Source organism: Roseateles sp. NT4 (genome assembly GCF_051857475.1).
Lineage (GTDB): Bacteria > Pseudomonadota > Gammaproteobacteria > Burkholderiales > Burkholderiaceae_C > Pelomonas.
Genome location: NZ_JBPZGZ010000003.1, coordinates 41,821 through 59,638, shown reverse-complemented (window position 1 = coordinate 59,638; position 17,818 = coordinate 41,821). Strand labels below are relative to the sequence as shown.

The 17,818-nt window shown below is 68.9% G+C and carries 13 protein-coding genes and 1 riboswitch; of the genes, 10 read left to right on the top strand and 3 right to left on the bottom strand.

Annotated elements, in window-relative coordinates; all coding sequences use genetic code 11:
- Nucleotides 1–4: 4 nt before the first annotated feature.
- The gene (locus ACS5PN_RS19245; RefSeq protein WP_439466376.1) at nt 5–4,018 is read right to left on the bottom strand and encodes an LAGLIDADG family homing endonuclease; all 4,014 of its coding nucleotides are present in this window, start codon (nt 4,016–4,018) and stop codon (nt 5–7) included.
- 64 nt (nt 4,019–4,082) lie between these two features.
- A complete protein-coding gene (locus tag ACS5PN_RS19240; RefSeq protein ID WP_439465627.1) occupies nt 4,083–4,652 on the bottom strand; it encodes a DUF1134 domain-containing protein in 570 nt (189 codons plus the stop codon).
- A 101-nt stretch (nt 4,653–4,753) separates the two neighbouring features.
- Here ACS5PN_RS19240 and ACS5PN_RS19235 point away from each other — a divergent pair, with 101 nt between their 5' ends.
- From ACS5PN_RS19235 to ACS5PN_RS19200, 8 genes are all read left to right on the top strand, one after another.
- Nucleotides 4,754–5,191 (top strand): hypothetical protein, encoded by a 438-nt coding sequence (locus tag ACS5PN_RS19235; RefSeq protein WP_439465626.1) that lies wholly within the window; start codon nt 4,754–4,756, stop codon nt 5,189–5,191.
- A gap of 21 nt (nt 5,192–5,212) precedes the next feature.
- Nucleotides 5,213–5,590: a PilZ domain-containing protein gene (locus ACS5PN_RS19230; RefSeq protein ID WP_439466375.1), complete on the top strand. Its 378-nt coding sequence runs from the start codon at nt 5,213–5,215 to the stop codon at nt 5,588–5,590.
- Nucleotides 5,591–5,767: 177 nt separating this feature from the next.
- On the top strand, nt 5,768–6,865 hold the full coding sequence (locus ACS5PN_RS19225; RefSeq protein WP_439465625.1) for a sensor histidine kinase: 1,098 nt from the start codon (nt 5,768–5,770) through the stop codon (nt 6,863–6,865).
- On the top strand, nt 6,862–7,917 hold the full coding sequence (locus ACS5PN_RS19220) for a sensor histidine kinase (protein ID WP_439465624.1): 1,056 nt from the start codon (nt 6,862–6,864) through the stop codon (nt 7,915–7,917). The genes ACS5PN_RS19225 and ACS5PN_RS19220 overlap by 4 nt, the downstream gene beginning before the upstream one ends.
- Entirely contained in the window at nt 7,914–8,684 is a 771-nt protein-coding gene (locus tag ACS5PN_RS19215) for a LytR/AlgR family response regulator transcription factor (protein WP_439465623.1), read from the top strand. The genes ACS5PN_RS19220 and ACS5PN_RS19215 overlap by 4 nt, the downstream gene beginning before the upstream one ends.
- Before the next feature lie 636 nt (nt 8,685–9,320).
- Nucleotides 9,321–10,397, top strand: coding sequence for a lipase family alpha/beta hydrolase (locus ACS5PN_RS19210; RefSeq protein ID WP_439465622.1), 1,077 nt, complete (start codon nt 9,321–9,323; stop codon nt 10,395–10,397).
- The gene (locus ACS5PN_RS19205; RefSeq protein WP_439465621.1) at nt 10,394–11,272 is read left to right on the top strand and encodes an alpha/beta hydrolase; all 879 of its coding nucleotides are present in this window, start codon (nt 10,394–10,396) and stop codon (nt 11,270–11,272) included. The genes ACS5PN_RS19210 and ACS5PN_RS19205 overlap by 4 nt, the downstream gene beginning before the upstream one ends.
- A 70-nt stretch (nt 11,273–11,342) precedes the next feature.
- Nucleotides 11,343–12,404 carry a cupin-like domain-containing protein gene (locus ACS5PN_RS19200; protein ID WP_439465620.1) on the top strand — a complete coding sequence of 354 codons (1,062 nt, stop codon included), beginning with the start codon at nt 11,343–11,345 and terminating at the stop codon, nt 12,402–12,404.
- 9 nt (nt 12,405–12,413) lie between these two features.
- Here the strand turns inward: ACS5PN_RS19200 and ACS5PN_RS19195 are convergent, their stop codons facing one another.
- Nucleotides 12,414–13,337, bottom strand: a complete 924-nt coding sequence (locus tag ACS5PN_RS19195) for a hypothetical protein (RefSeq protein WP_439465619.1) — start codon at nt 13,335–13,337, stop codon at nt 12,414–12,416.
- Between the two features lie 119 nt (nt 13,338–13,456).
- Here ACS5PN_RS19195 and ACS5PN_RS19190 point away from each other — a divergent pair, with 119 nt between their 5' ends.
- Nucleotides 13,457–15,673: a molybdopterin-dependent oxidoreductase gene (locus tag ACS5PN_RS19190; RefSeq protein ID WP_439465618.1), complete on the top strand. Its 2,217-nt coding sequence runs from the start codon at nt 13,457–13,459 to the stop codon at nt 15,671–15,673.
- Nucleotides 15,674–15,834: 161 nt separating this feature from the next.
- A riboswitch (cyclic di-GMP riboswitch) is annotated at nt 15,835–15,930 on the top strand.
- A 48-nt stretch (nt 15,931–15,978) separates the two neighbouring features.
- Nucleotides 15,979–17,787 carry a S53 family peptidase gene (locus tag ACS5PN_RS19185; RefSeq protein WP_439465617.1) on the top strand — a complete coding sequence of 603 codons (1,809 nt, stop codon included), beginning with the start codon at nt 15,979–15,981 and terminating at the stop codon, nt 17,785–17,787.
- The last annotated feature ends 31 nt before the right edge of the window (nt 17,788–17,818 follow it).

Genomic DNA, 17,818 nt, shown 5'->3' with positions numbered 1-17,818 from the left:
GAACTCATCCGCACTGCCCCACATACCCACAAGCCGTGCAGAAATCGCAACCGTCCTTGTGGATCATGGTCGCGTTGCCGCACTCGGGGCAGGGTTTGCCGGCCTGGACTTGCAGCGTGCCGGCAGCCGCAGCGAGCTTGGGTGCCGGCGTCTGCAGCAGGCCCATGTCGGTCAGCGGCTGGCCGGCTTCGTCGAGGATGCCGAGCATGGCGTAGCGGTGGATGACGAGACGCGCCACATAGGCCACCGTCGACGGCCAGATCTGCTGGCGGCGTTCACCACTGAGTGAGGGCACCGGTGCCATGAAGTGGCCCAGCGGCTCGCCGACATTGAGCAGCTTGCGCAGCTTCATGGCGATCCAGCCGGGATCCATCACGCGCATGTCCAGCGACAGCAGGCGAGCCAGGCCGTCCAGCGCCTTGGGGTAGTTGCCGGAGAAGCCCATGGCGCAAGGCCGCGTGACCGCGCCGCCGTCGGGTGTGGGCAGCACGACCTCCTTCAGCGTCAGCGTGAACTGCTCGTTCGTCGCCGGGTTGTCCACGTCCACGGCCCAGGCCAGCGTGCCGGACACGCCGGTGCGCGGCTCGTTGCGGCTGAACATCGCGTCCACCACAGGCGTGGCGCCGCCCTCGGCCAGCGCGCCGAGCTGCTCACAGCGCCAGCGGATGACGGCGGCCGTCGCGGCGACGACGCCGGGGAAGAGGCGCTTCTCGCCGCTGGGCGGCATCGGCATCTCGAAGGCGCGCTCCTCGGCCACGGTCGCGAGCGCATCGAGCTTGAGGCGCAGCCAGGCGGCATCGTTGGTGCGCAGGTCCATCGACAGGGTCTTGGCCAGGGCCGACAGGCCGCGCGGCTGCTCAGCGCCATTGACCCAGACCTCGAAGGGCAGGTTGCGGCCGAACAGGCCGGCGTCGGGGCCTTCCAGCGGCAGCTCGCCGATGAAGAGGGCGAAGTCGCCGTGCGGGTGCTGGATCAGATAGCTCCAGGCCGGGTTGCCGCCGGGCATGTCGGGGCGGCTGGGCCAGCGCAGCGAGGCGACGACGGCGTTGGGCAGGCGCTCGACCCTGAGGCGTTGGTTGGTGCCATCGACTTCGGCGCGCAGGGGCTCCGGCTGCTTGACCTCGGGTGTCACGCTCAGCACCGAGCCCAGCACACTGTTGGGCCGGTAGGTGGCCAGGCCTTTCAGCTTGCTCTGCCAGGCCTGGATGTAGAGGTCCTGGAAGTCCTCGTAGGGGTAGTCGGCCGGCACATTGACCGTCTTGCTGATGGACGTGTCGATATAGGGCGCGACGGCCGCGACCATGGACGCGTGATCGGCCGCGCTCAACTCCAGCGCGGTGACGAAGGCCTCGCTGAGCGGCGCATCCGTGCCGAACAGATGGCGGTACAGGCGCCAGGCATGGTCTTCGACCTGGTACTCCTTGAAGCCGCCGCCCTCGGTCTGCGGCAGGCGCTTCTTGCGCGTGTAGGTCCAGGAGAAGGCCGGCTCGATGCCGTTGCTCGCGTTGTCGGCAAAGGCCAGGCTGATGGTGCCGGTGGGTGCAATGGACAGCAGATGGGAATTGCGCAGTCCTTGCGAACGGATCTTGTCCTTGAGCCCTTGCGGCAGGCGCGACGCGAAGCTGCCGCCGGACAGATAGAGGTCGGCATTGAAGAGGGGGAAGCTGCCGCGCTCGGCGGCGAGGTCGCTGGACGCGGAATAAGACGCATCGCGCATGACCTCGCTGATGTGGCTGGCCATGTCGCGGGCCTCCTGCGTGTCGTAGCGCAGGTTCAGCATGACGAGGGCATCGCCCAGGCCGGTGAAGCCCAGGCCGACGCGGCGCTTGTTGCTGGCCTCCTGGGCCTGCGCCGGCAGAGGCCAGGGCGTCACGTCGAGCACGTTGTCCAGCATGCGCGTGGCCACGGCCACGACCTCGGCGAAGCCGGCTTCGTCGAACACCGGTTTGGCGCTGAAGGGATCGCGCACGAAGCGCGTCAGGTCGATGGAGCCGAGGCAGCAGCAGCCATAGGGCGGCAAGGGCTGTTCAGCGCATTGCCCCGTGACCAAGCCATTGAAGATGACAGTGTTGCCGTCCGACTGGGTCGTGTCGTAGACCGGTTCCATGCCAGCCGCTTCGATGGACGTGATCTTCGCGGCGAAGCGTTGGCTCTTGAGCAACGCCTTGTCCTGGACCCAGGCCTCGTATTTCTCACGCTTGGCCGGCAGCAGGAAGCCGACCTCGCGCATGAAAACCTCGCGCGACTCTCCATCAATGATCAGCTCATGCAGCGTCTGGCAGACATAGTCGCGCCGGCCACCATGGCCATCCGGCAGGCTGCGCTCGCCGCCCTGGCGGCGCTCGTGGATGCGGGAGAACACGCCGAAGTTGGCGAGCAGCACTTGCACGTCCTGCAGCAGGCGTCGATGAATGGACGACAGCCGCACTGAGCAACTCTGGCTGAACGACGACACGTTGACGGTGCCATCGGTCTGGAACAGCCCGCGCAGATAGCCGCGCATGCAGTCCTCGCTGCCCTGCCAGATCACCTCGGGCACCGCCAGCTTGGTCTTGGCATTGAAGCCGTACGCATCCAGCACGCGGGCCAGCATCACCGAACGGATCATGACGAGATTGCGCTCAGCCACAGCGACCGGCTTGACGTGGTACTCACGCGGCGCATGGGCGATGCCGGCAATCAAGCCGTTGACGAAGCCGGCGATGCCGTCGGCAAGTTGGCGCTCTTCGTTCCACAGATTGACCACCGCGGCCTGCTCACCTTTGCCGCGATTCGTGAAGTGGCCATCGCCAGTGATCACCCCGAGCAGCGTGCCCAGCGCTTCGCTGCCTTGAGCACCAAACTGGCCTTTGCCGGATTGCACCCACAACTCATCACCCGGCTTCAGCTCAGACAACTTGAGCTTGCCGCGTGCCGTGTAGAACTCGTGCCAAGCCGTGGCCTTGATCTCATAGCCTTCGGCCGTCGTGACCTTGAAAACCTCGGCTTGGCCGGCGCTCAGGAATGCTGGCACGGCAGTTCGAACCACGACGCCTCGCTCATCGGCTCCCAGCGCGCGCCGGTCCACGGTGCATTCCAGCGCCGCGCCGTTGGCCTGCAGCCAAGCGATGGGCACGAGGCCATGTTGGGTCGCCAGCCGCGTATCGCCCGTCACGCAAGGGTTGGTCGCCGCAATCGTCTCGCAGTAATGCAGGTTGTTGTCGGCATTGATGCGGTCCAGGAAGAGCACGCCCGGTTCGGCGTGGTCGTAGGTAGAGCGCATGACCTGGTCCCACAGCTCGCGGGCGCGCACCTTGCGGTAGACCCATTGGCCGTCGCCGCGCTGGTAGGCGCCCGCCTCGATCTGCTCGGCGCTGGGCTGCGCGCGGTGCGCGAGTTCCACCGTGCCGTCGGCTTGCACCGCTTCCATGAAGGCGTCGGTCACGCCGATGGAGATGTTGAAGTTGCGCAGGTCGCCCTCGTCCTTGGCATGGATGAAGGCCTCGATGTCGGGGTGGTCGCAGCGCAGCACACCCATCTGCGCGCCGCGGCGGCTGCCGGCGCTCTCGACCGTCTCGCAGCTGCGGTCGAAGACGCGCATATAGCTGATGGGGCCGGAGGCATGGCTGCGCGTCGAGCCCACCCAGGCGCCCATGGGGCGGATGCGGCTGAAGTCATAGCCCACGCCGCCGCCGCGGCGCATGGTCTCGGCGGCTTCGGTCAGGGCCGTGTAGATGCCGGGCACGCCGTCCTCGGGTGTGGCGATGGAGTCGCCCACCGGCTGCACGAAGCAGTTGATGAGGGTCGCCGACAGCTCGGTACCCGCGGCCGACATGATGCGGCCAGCCGGCACGAAGCCGCGCTGCTGGGCCTCGAGGAAGGCCGCCGTCCACCGGGCACGGTCGGCCGGTTTCTCGGCCTGGGCCAGGGCGCGGGCGACGCGTTCGCGCAGCTCGTCGGGCGTCTGCTCGCCGCCCTTGGCGTATTTCTCGATGAGGACTTCGCTGCTGATGTCCTGCACGGGCAGGTCGGTGGTCATGGTCACGGTCGCCCCAGATGAAATGCTGTATGAATTTACAGTCTACGCCGCGACGGCGCCCCCGTCAGAACGGGTTGATGCTCTTCTCGCGGCGGTAGTGGATATAGCCGACGCTGGCGCCGGCGCGCAGGCCCACGCCCAGGCGGATGGGCGCGAGGGTGATGCCCTTCAGGCGCTGGTAATTGATGCCGGCGCCGCCGATGTAGTACAGGCTGCCGTCCACGCCGGGGAAGCGCTGGTAGATGGCGCTGGTCCGGGGCAGGTGGTAGATCAAGGTGAAGACCTTGGACGCATTGCCGCCGACGTCGAAGCCGATGGACGGGCCGGCCCAATACACCTTGGACGAGCCGCCGCCCTTCATCAGCAGCTCGCCGTCGCCATAGCGCAGGCCGACGGTCACCGCGCCGCTGGCTTCCTCGCCGCGGATATAAGCATTGGGCCGGCCCTGCTCCTTGAAGGCCTTCTCGATGACCTTGGCCAAACCCTCGGTCGTCTGCCCGAAGAAATCGGTTGCAGCCTGGAGAACCGACTCCTGGTCATAGGTGCCGTCCTTGTCTTCAGCGGCCCTCGCCGGCAGCGCCGCGGTGGCCGCCAGGGCGGCGAGGTGTTGCAGATGCTGGCGACGGTCGATCACGGCAGCGCTCCTGGAAGCCCTCATTGGAGGGGTCAGCATACGCAAAGCAGTGTGAAGTTTGGCCGCCCGTTGCTGCTGCACACAACCTAGACTCGATGGTCATGTCGTCCAACCCCGACCTCCAGCGCCTGTCCGCAGCCCTCGAATATGCCGACCTCGCGGCCGGCCTCTATCTGGCCGGTGGTGCCGACCAGGCCGCCCGCCTGCTGGCCGCCGCGGCCGAGCAGCAACTCGGCGACCTGGTGCGCCTCATCGACGCACCCAGCGCGACGGTGGACACCCGCGAGCTGCTGGCCCGCATTGCCCGCGCCCACCGGCCCGCCGTGGTCGCGCCGCGCCAGGCCCAGGGTGGTCGCAATTGGGATGATTCGCCCGTCGAGGTCGACGGCACGCGCGACGAAATCGTCGCCCTGCTGCGCGCCGCCTGGTTCATGCTGGAAGCCATGGGCCTGGCCTCGCTGGCGCCGGAGCGCCTGCAGCAGGCGGTGGAGCACAGCACCGTCTTCAGCAGTGGTGCGGCGCTGGAGCCTTTCATCTAGGATCGCCCGAACCGGGAGACCATCATCAGCACCGAACGCCGCCAATTCGCCCGCGTCGCCTTCGCCTCCGGCGCCGAGCTGATCACGACCCAGGAGCATCTGCACTGCCAGGTGATCGACATCTCGCTGAAGGGCGTGCTGCTGCAGCTACCCGCCGGGCAGCCACCCCAGGTCGGCATGCCCTGCCTCGTCAAGCTGCCCCTGGCCACGGGTGGCATCGTCATCGCGATGGCCGGCGAGCTGGCCCATGTCGAGGGCAGCCATGCCGGCGTGCTGTGCCGCAGCATCGACATCGAATCCATCACCCATCTGCGCCGCCTCATCGAGGTCAATCTCGGCGACCCGGCAGCGTCGGAGCGGGAACTCAAGGCCCTGATCGCCGCGGCCGGCGCCGCTTGAGCCGGCGCGTCCAGGCAGCGCAATCCGGCTTGGCGCCGCACTGTGCGGGGCACGCTGACGCCGACTACATCGGCGATGCCGGGTTTATCGAACCGGTCATATCCGGCTTGGCACCGGATATGACCGGTTTCGTCGCATGCCGCCCCGTCTGACTGGGGGCCGCCGAGAATGGCCCGGATGGAGGACCTCAGCCCGCTGCAAGCCTTTCGCCGTGTCTGCAATCTGCGCATGCTGGCGGGTGTCTACTATTTCTGCCTGCTCTATGCCGTCTCCCGCGCGCTGACCTGGTACGGCGAAGACGACGGGACGCTGCAGGACGCCATCTTTTCCCTGGTCCGCTTCAGCCGTCAATGCCTGCTGACCGGCCTTTCCCTGATGCTGATGGTGGGCCTGGCCGAGGCCCTGCTGGCCGGCCGGCGCTGGAAGCTGCAGGCCGCGCTGACCGTGCAGGCCCTGGCCGTCGCCTTCGGGGCCGCCTTGGGCACCTATCTGCGCTATGCCGTCGCGCGCCTGGACGACCCCGACAACCACGTCAAGCCCGCCTGGGTGGTGTCCACCATCTCGTTGTGGGCCCTGCTCGGCGGCATTGCCTACGCCCTCCTCCTCGTCAGCCGTGCCCAGCGCCAGGGCCGTGATGAGCTGACCCGCCTGTTCCGCGAACGCGAGGCGTTGAAAACCCAGCAGACCGAGGCCCAGCTGTCGGCGCTGAACGCGCAGATCGAGCCGCACTTCCTGTTCAACACCCTGGCCAACGTCAAGCGCCTGTACGAGACCCAGCCCGAGCGCGGCCGCAACATGCTGGTGGCCCTGATCGCCTATCTGCGCGCCGCCCTGCCCGGCATGCGCCGGCACGAGTCGACGCTGGCCGACGAGCTGGAGCTGGTGCGCCACTACCTCGCCATCCTGCAGATGCGCATGGGCGAGCGCCTGTCCTTCGACATCGAGGCGCCGCCCGAGCTGCTGGGCGCTCATCTGCCCACCCTGGTGCTGCCTACCCTGGTGGAGAATGCCATCAAGCATGGCCTGTCGCCGCTGCCGGAAGGCGGGCGCATCCGCATCCGCGCCAACCATGCCGCCGACGGCGGCCTCAGCATCGAGGTGGCCGACAACGGCCAGGGCTTCGGCGCGGCCAGCGGCGGCGCGGGCGTGGGCCTGGCCAACACGCGGGCCCGCCTCGCCGCCCGCTTTGGCGACTCGGCCACGCTGGAGCTGGAAGCTGCCCAGCCGCGGGGCGTCATCGCCCGGGTGCACCTGCCGTCGGAGGCCTTGGCATGAGCGCGCTTCGGCATGTCTGGCAATCCTGGCGCTCGCTGCGCCTGAACGAGGCCCTGGTCTTCGTCGCCGCCGGCCTGCTGTTCGGCGCCATCGACCTGACCTCGCTGCTGGAGCTGCGCGTCGGCGACCATCTGCCCCAGGTGCTGGCCCGCCATCTCAGCCTGCCCCTGGTCAGCTGCGCCGTGCTGCTGCTGTGCTGGCTGCCGGCCGCACGCAGCCATCCGGCCCATCCGGCGCGGCGCCAGCGCCTGGTCGCGGCCACGGCCCTGGGCGCCATCCTGGCCATGGCCGTGGGCTATGCGCTGAACGCCGTCGTGCCGTGGACTTCGCTGTGCGACATCTACGCCCAGACCCACGGCAAGATGAAGTGCACGATGTTCCGCATCAATGCCGTCATCGGCGACACCTTGTGGGTCTTCATGCCGGCGCTGATGATCGTCGGCGTGCTGGAGTTCCGCACGCTGCGCCGCCGCCAGGACCAAGCTGCCCAGGACCTGCTGCGCGAGCACAGCCAGCTGCGCCGCCATGCCCTGGCCTCGCGCCTGGCAGCCCTGCAGGCCCAGGTCGACCCGGCCCTGCTGTTCGACGCCCTGGTCTCGGTCGAGCAGGCCTATGGCCGTGAAGACCCGAGCGCCAGCGCCCGGCTGGAGCGGCTGATCCGCCACCTCCGCGTGGCCCTGCCGCGGCTGCGCGACGCCGGTGCCACGCTGGGCGGCGAGGCCGAGCTGATCGCCAGCTATCTCGACCTGCTGCGCGACCTCAATGGCGACCCGCCTGCCTTCGAATGCGAGCTCGGCCCGCGTGGCGCAACCCAGCTGCCGCCCATGCTGCTGCTGCCGCTGGTGCAGCGCGCCGTGCGCCTGGGCCACCCGAAGCACTGCTGGCTGCGTGTCGATGGCAGCAGCATCACGCTGGGCTTCGACCAGGATGGTCTGTGCAGCGAGGACGCCGACCTCACGTCGCTGCGCGAGCGCCTGACCGTGCTGGGCGCGAAACTCCTGTGCCGCAGCGGCAACGACCGCACCGAATTCATCCTGGACCTCCCCGCATGAGCCTGTTTGCACCGACCGCCGTCGTCGCCGAGGACGAAGCCGCGCTGCGTGGCGAACTCGTCGAGCAGCTCGGCAAGCTCTGGCCCGATCTCAGCATCGTCGGCGAAGCCGCCGACGGCCTGGAAGCCCTGCGCCTGCTCGACCAGCACCAGCCCGACATCCTCTTCCTCGACATCGAGATGCCCGGCGCCACCGGCATCGACGTGGCCCGCCAGGTCAACGGCCGCGCCCATGTCGTCTTCGTCACTGCCTACGACCAGTACGCCATCGCTGCCTTCGACCAGGGCGCCGTCGACTACCTGCTCAAACCCCTGGCCGGCGCGCGCCTGTTCACGGCCATCTCGCGGCTGAAGGCGCGCCTGGGCCAAGCGCCGGCCCAGCTCGGCAACGTGCTCGACGAACTCGTGGCCCGCCCGGCGGCAGCCCCGTCCGCGACACGCGCCCCGCTGCGCTGGATCAATGCCTCCGTAGGCCAGACCTTGCGGCTGATCACCGTCGACGAGGTGATGTTCTTCCAGAGCGACAACAAGTACACGCGTCTCGCTTTGAAGGACGGCGAGGCCCTGATCCGCAAGCCGCTGAAGGAGCTCATCGACGAGCTCGACCCGCAGCAGTTCTGGCAGATCCACCGTTCGACGCTGGTCAATGTGAACTCGATTGCCAGCGTGAGCCGGGACTTTCGGGGGCGCATGCAGATCAAGTTGAAGCATGGCACTGAGATGCTGCTCGTTGCCGAAAGCGCTGCCCATCTGTTCCGGCAGATGTGAGGTTCGGTTTTCGGTTGCTTTTGCGAAGAGCGCTGCTGATCGCTGCATTGCCGGGAGTCCGTCCCGGCGGCCGGGTAACTTTCTTCTGCGGGGCCAGAAGAAAGTCACCAAAGAAGAGGCCCTGAACCGCACACCATCGCGGCGCCGCGACGAGCGGCGCGCGAAAACAGCCAGCAGCATTGCGGGAAGACGCGACCCGCTGCGCTCTCGCTGCTGTCCCTATCACCAGCACCAAAGATCGGACCACCAGTCCGCTGAACGCGCGGCTGCACGCCGGGCTCACGAGAAATGCCAAATGCAGCGTCGCTCGGGCGACGCGGCTGTTCGGTATTTTCTGGTGAGCCCGGCGTGCAGCCGGCGTTAACGGTGGCGAAGCGGCGATCAGTGATGCCCGTCATAGGGACAGCAGCGAGAGCGTAGCGGGTCGCATGTGGGCATGACTCACTCCGAGCATCGCGAGCGCATGCCACCGCTCGAGTGCGGATTGCATTCAGCGCTCCTCTTTTGGTGACTTTTCTCTGGCGCGTCAGAGAAAAGTTACCCGCCATCGCGGGGCGGATTCCCGCGGCACTGCACGCGAGTCATGAGGACAAGGGCAAAAGCAACCTACTCAACACAGGGCAGGCATGATGCGCAATGCCCAACCCTCAGCAGCTCCGCGGCGCCAGCCGCCTCGCCGTCGACGCCACCACCGGCGTGACCAACCTCGTCGAGGCCATGCATGCCGAAATCTCCCGGCTGCCGCTGACGAAACAACGCGAGCGCACCTTCGGCATCACCGGCCTCGTCTACCGCAGCGTCCGCGGCGTGACCCAACTGGTGGGTGGGGGCCTGGACCTGGCCCTGGGCGCCTTGACGCCCCTGCTCGGCCAGGCCGACGCTGATCGCGCCAACGCCGTGCAAGCGGCACTGAACGGTGTGCTTGGCGACTATCTCGAGGACACCGCCAACCCGCTGGCCACGACCATGAGCCTGCGCCCGCTGGTCGATGGTGCCACCGGCCCGGCCCTCGTCATGCTGCACGGCCTGTGCATGAACGAGGCGCAGTGGCGTCGTGACGGCGCCGACTTTCCCGCGGCTCTCGCTGCGATGGGCTACCAGCCGCTGGGCCTGCGCTACAACAGCGGCCGCCCGATCTGGAAGAACGGCGCCGAACTCGCCAGGCTGCTCGACAAGGTGCCCGGCCCGATCACCCTGCTCGGCCACAGCATGGGCGGCCTGGTCATTCGTAGCGCCATCGCCCAGGCCGGGCGGCGGCGTTGGTTGAAGCGTCTGCAATGCGTGGTCACGCTGGGCACGCCCCACCAGGGCGCACCGCTGGAACGAGGCGGCCAGCAGGTGCAGCGCCTGCTGGATGTCAGCGCCTACTCGCGACCTTTGGCCTTGCTGGCCGCGCGACGCAGCGCGGGCATCCGCGATCTGCGCCACGCCAGCCTGCTCGAAGCCGATGCCGGCAAGGCGAGCGTGCTGCCCCTGCCTGAAGGCGTGGCCTGCTACGCCGTCGCGGCGACGACATCCAAGAAGCCGAGCGGCTCGCCAGCCCGCTGGCTGGGCGACAGCCTGGTGCCGGTGGCCAGTGCGCTGGGCCAGCACCGGTCGCCGGCGCGACGCCTGGACTTCACCGACACGGCCCTCTTCACCGGCATCGGCCACCTCGCGCTACAGACCGACGCCGCCGTGCTGAAGCAACTGCAAGACTGGTTGAAGCCATGAAGCGACTGATGCCGCGCCTGCTGATGAGCCTCGTGCTGCCCACGGTCTTGAACGTCTCTGCCCAGGGGCTGAGCTTCCTGGACATCCTCGACCGACCCGCCCGGCCGCAACCCGACACGCGCCTGGCCTACGGCGATGCGCCGCAGCAGTTCGGTGAGCTGTGGTTGCCCAAAGGAAACGGTCCACACCCGGTGGTGCTGATGATCCACGGCGGCTGCTGGCAGTCCAGCCTGCCCGGCCCCGAGCTGTTGGCCTTCCAGGCCGATGCGCTGCGCAGCGCCGGCGTGGCCGTGTGGAGCATCAGCTACCGCCGCGTCGGCCATGCAGGCGGTGGCTACCCCGGCACCTTCGACGACGTGGCCCGCGGCACCGACCGGCTGCGCGTGCTGGCCCAGCGCTATCCGCTGGACCTGAAGCGCCTCGTCGCCACGGGCCATTCGGCCGGTGGCCATCTGGCGCTGTGGGCTGCGGCGCGACCGCGCATCACGACCGGCCCGCTGAAAGCAGAAGCGCCTCTGCCCATCCCGGCCGTCGTCGCCGTCGCCGGCATCCCCGACCTCGACTACGCCTCACGCAACAAGATCTGCGGCGCCTCCGTGGACCAGCTGCTCGGCGGCGCGCCGACCGCCGCCCGGCTGCAGGACACCTCGCCGTTGGCCCTGCTGCCCCTGCACCTGCCGCAGACGCTGATGCAGGGCACGAAGGACCGCATCGTGCCGGCCGCCGCCAGCGACGACTACCGCGCCAAGGCGGCCGCGTCGGGCGACAAGATCGAGGTTCTCAACCTGGACGATGCAGGCCACTTCGAACTCATCGCGCCGTGGACACCGGCCGGTCGTCGAGTGGTGGAGCGCATCCGCCAGGCCCTTCCCTAGGACGGCACGGCCATACCAGTTTCGACGGCCCCACAATGCCGCTCGCTGGCCAGCTACTACCCCCGCCGCCATGACGCTTTCTCCGATCAAGCCTCCGCCCCGGCCCCGCCCCGCGGCCCTGCTCGACCTGACGCCCGACTGGCTGATGTGGGTCGCCGACAACCGGCTGTGGGAGTCTTCGCCGGCCTCGATGCTGGACACCATGATCAACGCCGGCGTGGATGCCGAGACGGCGGCAGCGGCGATTGGCCAGGTCGAGCAGGACCCGGTCTTCCAGGCCGCGCGCCGCCAGCAGCAGATGCTGCGCAAGCTGGAGTCGGTCTGCGGCAATCTGCAGAAGGTCTGGCAGCAGGACCCGGGCTATGCCGTCGTCGAGAAGCGCCGCGGCGTCGGCCGCGACGAATTCCTGGAACGCTATGTCCACGGCTGCCGGCCCGTCGTGTTGACCGACATCGCCGAGGACTGGCCGGCCATGAAGCGCTGGTCGCCGGCCGACCTCAGCGCGCGCTTCGGCCATCTGGATGTCGACGTGCAGGTGGGCCGCAACACCGACACCCTGTTCGAGCAGAACAAGGAAAAGCTGCGCCAGCGCATGAAGGTGTCGGAGTTCGTCGACCTCGTCGTCAACGGCGGCGCCACCAACGACCACTACCTGACGGCCAACGACGAGATGATGCGCCGGCCCGAGTTCATGCCCATGCTGCAGGACATCGGCCGCATGCCACCCATCTGCGACCCGGCCCTGCTGCACACGGCGGCGTCGTTCTGGTTCGGCCCGGCGGGCACGCGCACGCCCCTGCACCACGACACGCTGATGCTCTTCCACACCCAGGTCGTGGGCCGCAAGCGCTGGCGCTTCGTGTCGCCACTGCAGACGCCACTGCTCTACAACCGCATGGGTGTCTACAGCCCCATCGACCTCGACGCCCCCGACTTCAACCGCTACCCGCGGCTGCGCGAGGCCGTCGTGCTGGAGACGGTGCTGGAGCCCGGCGACACCCTCTTCCTGCCGCTGGGCTGGTGGCACCAGGTGTCGTCGCTGGAGATGAGCATGTCCTTCTCGTACACCAACTTCGACGCCGGCGTGCCCAACGAGTTCAGCTACGTGAACCCCAGCATCGGCAACTGGTAGGCCGCGCCTTCAACGCGCCGACAGCACTTGCTCGGCGGCCAGGAAGACCGGGTCGCGCTCGACCTCGGCGATGGCCGAGCGCGCCGTGATGGCCGGCATGCCGCGCTCCAGCATGGCCGCGACGAGGCCGTCACGGTCGGCGCTGCGCAGGCGGTTCTCGGCGATCCAGCGCAGCCAGCTGTCGTCCAGCAAGGGTTGGGTGCGCCGGTGCAGCGAGCCGGGATCGACATCGAAGATTTCGTGCAGCAGCACGGCGTCGATCTCCCGGATGGCCTTCAGATGGTTGACGACCACATGGTCGGAGTCGGCATGCCGGATGACGCGGCAGCCAGGCAGAGTCGCGAAGCGCTCGGCGTGAAAGAGATCCAGGTTGCGGGCTCCCTGTTCGGGCGTGTCCGGCCGCTCACCGTAGTGCAGGCGCAGCTCCGTCAGCGCGCCGACCTGCCTCGCCAGCGCCACCAGGTCGGTCTGCGACGCGGCAATGCCTTCGGCGGCCAGTCTCTGCATGACGGGCAGCCAGCGCCAGTCGCCACGAGCGCTGGCATCGGCCGGGTCCATCGTCGACAGCGAGCCCAAGGCGATGACGCGGTCCGCACCCAGGGCCAGGCCGTAGAGGATGGCGCCATAGCCGCCCATGGACTGTCCCAGCATCGTCATGCGCGTGGCCGGCAAGGCGGCGATGTGGCGGCGCAGCGCATCCAGCGTGGTGTCCAGGTTCTCGCCCAGGCCGGTGATGCCTTGCAGATACCAGGCCATACGCGGGTCGCGCAGGTGGATGCGGTGAAAGCGCCGGCCCAGCAGCCACTCCACCTTGCGCAGCCGGCCGACAAAGTCGAAGGCGGCGGGCTCGTCCCACAAGGCAAAACCGAAAGTGACCACCAGCGGCGCGGGTTCGCCGGCGTTCTCGACCAGGATGTGGGCGTCAGACTCCATGGGGCCCGCAGGATAGCGGCGCTGGCCGTCAATGACTCTGCAAGTCATGTCGCCGGGTTGACGCGGGGCGTAGGCTGGCCACCGCAGAATTGCCCGAAAGATCGACCAGGAGACCTGCCATGCCCGAAAGCCATTACCGCATCTGCCCGCTCTGCGAGGCCTGCTGCGGCCTGGAGGTGAAGACCGAAGGCACCCAGGTCATCGCCATCCGTGGTGCGGCCAACGATGTCTTCAGCCATGGCTATCTCTGCCCCAAGGGCGTCAGCCTCAAGGACCTGCACGAGGACCCCGACCGCCTGCGCACGCCGCTGATCAAGCGCGACGGCAAGTTCGTCGAGGCAAGCTGGGACGAGGCCTTTGCCGAGATCGAGAAGCGCCTGCTGCCCGTCTGGCGCGAGCATGGCCCCGACTCTGTGGCCATGACCATCGGCAACCCGGCCGCGCACAAGGTCAGCCTGCTGGCCTACACGCCGCGCCTGAACCGCGCCCTGGGTTCGCGCAATGTTTTCAGCGCCTCGACGCTGGACCAGATGCCCAAGCAGCTCAGCGCCGGCCTGATGTTCGGCCACTGGCTGTCCATCCCCCTGCCCGACATCGAGCGCTGCGACTACCTGCTCATCCTCGGCGGCAACCCCATGATCAGCAACGGCAGCCTGTGGACGGTGCCCGACTACCGCGGCAAGGCCAAGGCCATGCGGGCGCGCGGCGGGCGCATCGTCGTCGTCGACCCGCGCCGCAGCGAGACGGCCGCGGCGGCCGACGAGCATCTGCCCATCCGCCCCGGCGGCGACGCGCTGCTGCTGGCCGGCATCGCCCACACGCTGTTCGCCGAGAACCTCGTCCAACTGGGCCGGCTGGAGGACCACGTCAACGGCCTGGACGAGGCTCGTGCCGCCGTTGCGCCCTTCGCGCCGGAGGTCACGGCCGCTGGCTGCGGCATCCCGGCCGAGACACAGCGCCGCATCGCCCGCGAACTCGCCGCCGCGCCGCGCGCCGCCGTCTACGGCCGCATCGGCACCTGCGTGACCCGCTTCGGCACGGTCAATTCCTGGCTGGTCGACCTCATCAATGTGCTGACCGGCAACCTCGACCGCGAAGGCGGCGCGATGTTCGCCAAGGCCGCCGCCTTCGCGCCCAACACCCAGGGCAAGCCTGGTGACCCTGTTGGAGTAGGTAAGGGCATCACGACCGGCCGCCGCAAGAGCCGCGTGTCGGGCGCGCCTGAGGTCTTCGGCGAGCTGCCCATCACCGTGATGGCCGAGGAGATGGAGACGCCGGGCGAAGGCCAGATCCGGGCCCTGATCAGCATCGCCAGCAACCCGGTGCTGTCCACGCCCGCCGGCCCGCGCATCGCCAAGGCGCTGCAAGGCCTGGACTTCATGCTGAGCCTGGACATCTACGTCAACGAGACCAGCCGCCATGCCGACGTCATCCTGCCGGGGCTGTCGCCGCTGGAGGACCTGCATTTCGACGTCGCCTTCCCCCAGCTCAGCCACCGCAACCATGCGCGCTTCTCAGGTCCGGTCTTCGATGCGCCGGCTGGCACGCCGCAGGAGTGGCAGACCATCCTGCGCCTGTGCGCCCTGCTCGAAGGCCGTGGCCTGGAGGTCGACGTGGCCCAGCTCGACGACGAGGCCATCGAGGCCGATGTGCGCCGCTTTGCCGGCGACCAGACGCCGGCAGTGCTGGCGGCGCTCAAGCCCTGGCGCGGTCCTGAGCGCCTGATCGACCTGCAGCTGCGCGTCGGCCCCTATGGCGACCAGTTCGGCCGCAAGCCCGACGGCATCAACCTGGCCAAGGTCAAGGCGAAGAGCACCGTCGAAGGCGGCGGCATCGACCTCGGCGCGCTCACCGCCCGCATCCCCGAGGTGCTGCGCACGCCCAGCGGCAAGATCGAACTCGCACCGCCCTCGGTGCTGGCCGATCTGGCCGAAGTGAAGACCGAGCCAGCACCCGAGTTCAGCCTCATCGGCCGCCGCGACACCCGCTCGGGCAACAGCTGGATGCACAACCTGCCGGTGCTGGCCAAGGGACCGGACCGCTGCACCCTGCTGGTCCATCCCGAGGACGCCGACCGCCTGGGCCTCGCCGAGTTCGCCAAGATCAAGAGCGCCGTCGGCGAGCTGATCGCCCGCGTCGAACGCAGCGACTGCATGAGCCCCGGTGTCGTCAGCCTGCCGCATGGCTGGGGGCATGACCTGGAAGGCGTTTGCTTAAGCGTGGCGCGCGAACGGCCCGGCGTCAACATGAATGCGCTGCTCGACGACGCGGCGCGGGATCCGCTGAGCGGCAATGCGGTGCTGAGCGGTGTGGCGGTGGAGATCGCACCTGCATGAGCTTGTGTCCGCTGTGACACAAAGCAACGACACGGCAGTAACTCACGAAACCCAGACTGGCGGCAGTCAACGCTCACGCCGCCCGCCGCGGCAGATGTCACGCACCGCCCGCACCGGGCAGTGCATGGCAGCACCCCGGCGCCTAGACTGAAGCTGTTTCACAACCCTGAGGGCAAACCCGTCGAAAGGCGGGGACGCAAAGCCACCGGCCTAAAGCACTTGCATCGCGCAAGCGCCACGGCAGCGGGGCCGCCAAGACCCACGGTCTTGATCGGCGTGGCCCTCTTTCGTACGAGAACCTGGCCATGCGCAGTACCCGCCACCTCCACTGGACCTTCACCCTGCTGACCGCCGCGGCCTTGACCGCCTGCGGTGGCGGCGGTGGCGACAGCCCCACGGTCCAGGCCAGCGAGTCGGCATCGGTCATCAACCTCAGCGTGGACCTGGCCGAAGCCGCCCCGTCCAACCTCGTCGCCCACCCCAGCTTCCACACCGCCGCCGTCGATCTCGCCGAGCCCGACAACGGCCCCGCCCCGCACCGCGCCCTGGCCCTGTCCGGCGTCGCCACCCGCGGCCTGACCCGCGAGCGCCTGGACGACGCACTGCGCCCCCGCGCCCTCGCTTCGAACAATGGCGAAGCCACCCCCATGGCCAGTTCGACGGCCATGACGGTCTACACGCCGGCCCAGATCCGCGCCGCCTACGGCCAGCCGGCGCTGCCGCCCAGCACCACCGGCCTGACTGCGGCCCAGGCCGCCCAGCTTGGCGCCGGCCAGACCATCTACATCGTCAACGCCAAGCACGACCCCAACATCGCCGCGGAACTGGCCGCCTTCAATGCCAAGTTCGGCCTACCGACCTGCAGCAACCGCACGCTGGCCGCCAATGCCAGCCTGCCGCTGGCGGCCGCCTCCACCACCAGCTGCGAGCTGGTCGTCGCCTACAGCAGCAGTGCCGGCGCCCTGACCGCCACGGCCCCCGCCTATGACAGCGGCTGGGCCACCGAGATTGCGCTGGACGTGCAGTGGGCCCATGCCACTGCGCCGCTGGCCCGCCTCGTCCTCATCGAGGCGCCGGATGCCGGCGTCAGCAGCCTGTCCAAGGCCGTGGCCCTCGCCAACAAGATGGGCGCCGGTGTCGTGTCCATGAGCTTCGGCGCCGCGGAAGGCAGCTGGGTGTCGAGCTATGACAGCAACTTCGCCACCGCCGGCATGAGCTATCTGGCCGCCACCGGCGACGACGGCGCGGCCGTGTCCTGGCCCTCGGTGTCGACCAAGGTCGTCGCCGTCGGCGGCACGACGCTGACCTACACCGGCAGCGGCGCCCGCAGCGAGTCGACCTGGACCGGCACCGGCGGCGGCACCAGCGCCTATGTGGCCCTGCCCAGCTACCAGAGCGGCACCATCGGCGGCTATGCCAAGCGCGCCGTGGCCGACGTGGCCTTCAACGCCGACCCCAACAGCGGCCAGTACGTGGCCCTCATCGCCCAGGGCAGCACGACGACGCGCTGGGTCAGCGCCGGTGGCACCAGCCTGGCCACACCGCAATGGGCCGGCCTGCTGGCCGTTGCCAACGCCATGCGCGCCGCATCCTCCAAGGCCCTGCTCGGCCAGCCGCACAGCGCCCTCTACCAGCAGATCGGCGCCGTGCCGACGCAGTACTCGGCCGTCTTCAAGGACGTGTCCACCGGCAGCAACGGCAGCTGCACCGCCTGCGCGGCCAAGACCGGCTACGACACGCCGACCGGCTGGGGCACGCCCAACGTCAGCGCGCTGTGGACCAGCCTCAGCGGCGCCACCACCACGACCGCGTCGGGCACCACCACGACGACGCCCGCACCCACCTCCGGCCCGACGCTGACGACCACCAGCCTCAGCGGCACGGCCGGCAAGGCCCTGTCCGCCACCATCGGCTACTCGGCGCCGGGCGCCAGCTCGCTGAGCATCGGCATAACGGGCGCCGCTCCCGGCATGGGCTTCTCGGGCAGCAGCAGCGGCATCGCGCTGAACTGGGCCAACCCGGTGGCCGGCCGCACCAACCTCGTCATCACGCTGAAGGACAACCTGGGCCAGACCTCGACCGGCAACGTCACCGTGACGATCAACACGCCCTGATTCCGGGGGCCTGTTAGCGCTGCGGCAGTGG

Bases quoted from the DNA above. Each gene is read 5' to 3' on its own strand.
- ACS5PN_RS19215 (WP_439465623.1), top strand. From the start codon at position 7,914: ATGAGCCTGTTTGCACCGACCGCCGTCGTCGCCGAGGACGAAGCCGCG.
- ACS5PN_RS19205 (WP_439465621.1), top strand. From the start codon at position 10,394: ATGAAGCGACTGATGCCGCGCCTGCTGATGAGCCTCGTGCTGCCCACG.
- ACS5PN_RS19245 (WP_439466376.1), bottom strand. From the start codon at position 4,018: ATGACCACCGACCTGCCCGTGCAGGACATCAGCAGCGAAGTCCTCATC.
- ACS5PN_RS19210 (WP_439465622.1), top strand. From the start codon at position 9,321: ATGCCCAACCCTCAGCAGCTCCGCGGCGCCAGCCGCCTCGCCGTCGAC.
- ACS5PN_RS19220 (WP_439465624.1), top strand. From the start codon at position 6,862: ATGAGCGCGCTTCGGCATGTCTGGCAATCCTGGCGCTCGCTGCGCCTG.
- ACS5PN_RS19195 (WP_439465619.1), bottom strand. From the start codon at position 13,337: ATGGAGTCTGACGCCCACATCCTGGTCGAGAACGCCGGCGAACCCGCG.
- ACS5PN_RS19200 (WP_439465620.1), top strand. From the start codon at position 11,343: ATGACGCTTTCTCCGATCAAGCCTCCGCCCCGGCCCCGCCCCGCGGCC.
- ACS5PN_RS19190 (WP_439465618.1), top strand. From the start codon at position 13,457: ATGCCCGAAAGCCATTACCGCATCTGCCCGCTCTGCGAGGCCTGCTGC.
- ACS5PN_RS19185 (WP_439465617.1), top strand. From the start codon at position 15,979: ATGCGCAGTACCCGCCACCTCCACTGGACCTTCACCCTGCTGACCGCC.
- ACS5PN_RS19235 (WP_439465626.1), top strand. From the start codon at position 4,754: ATGTCGTCCAACCCCGACCTCCAGCGCCTGTCCGCAGCCCTCGAATAT.
- ACS5PN_RS19225 (WP_439465625.1), top strand. From the start codon at position 5,768: ATGGAGGACCTCAGCCCGCTGCAAGCCTTTCGCCGTGTCTGCAATCTG.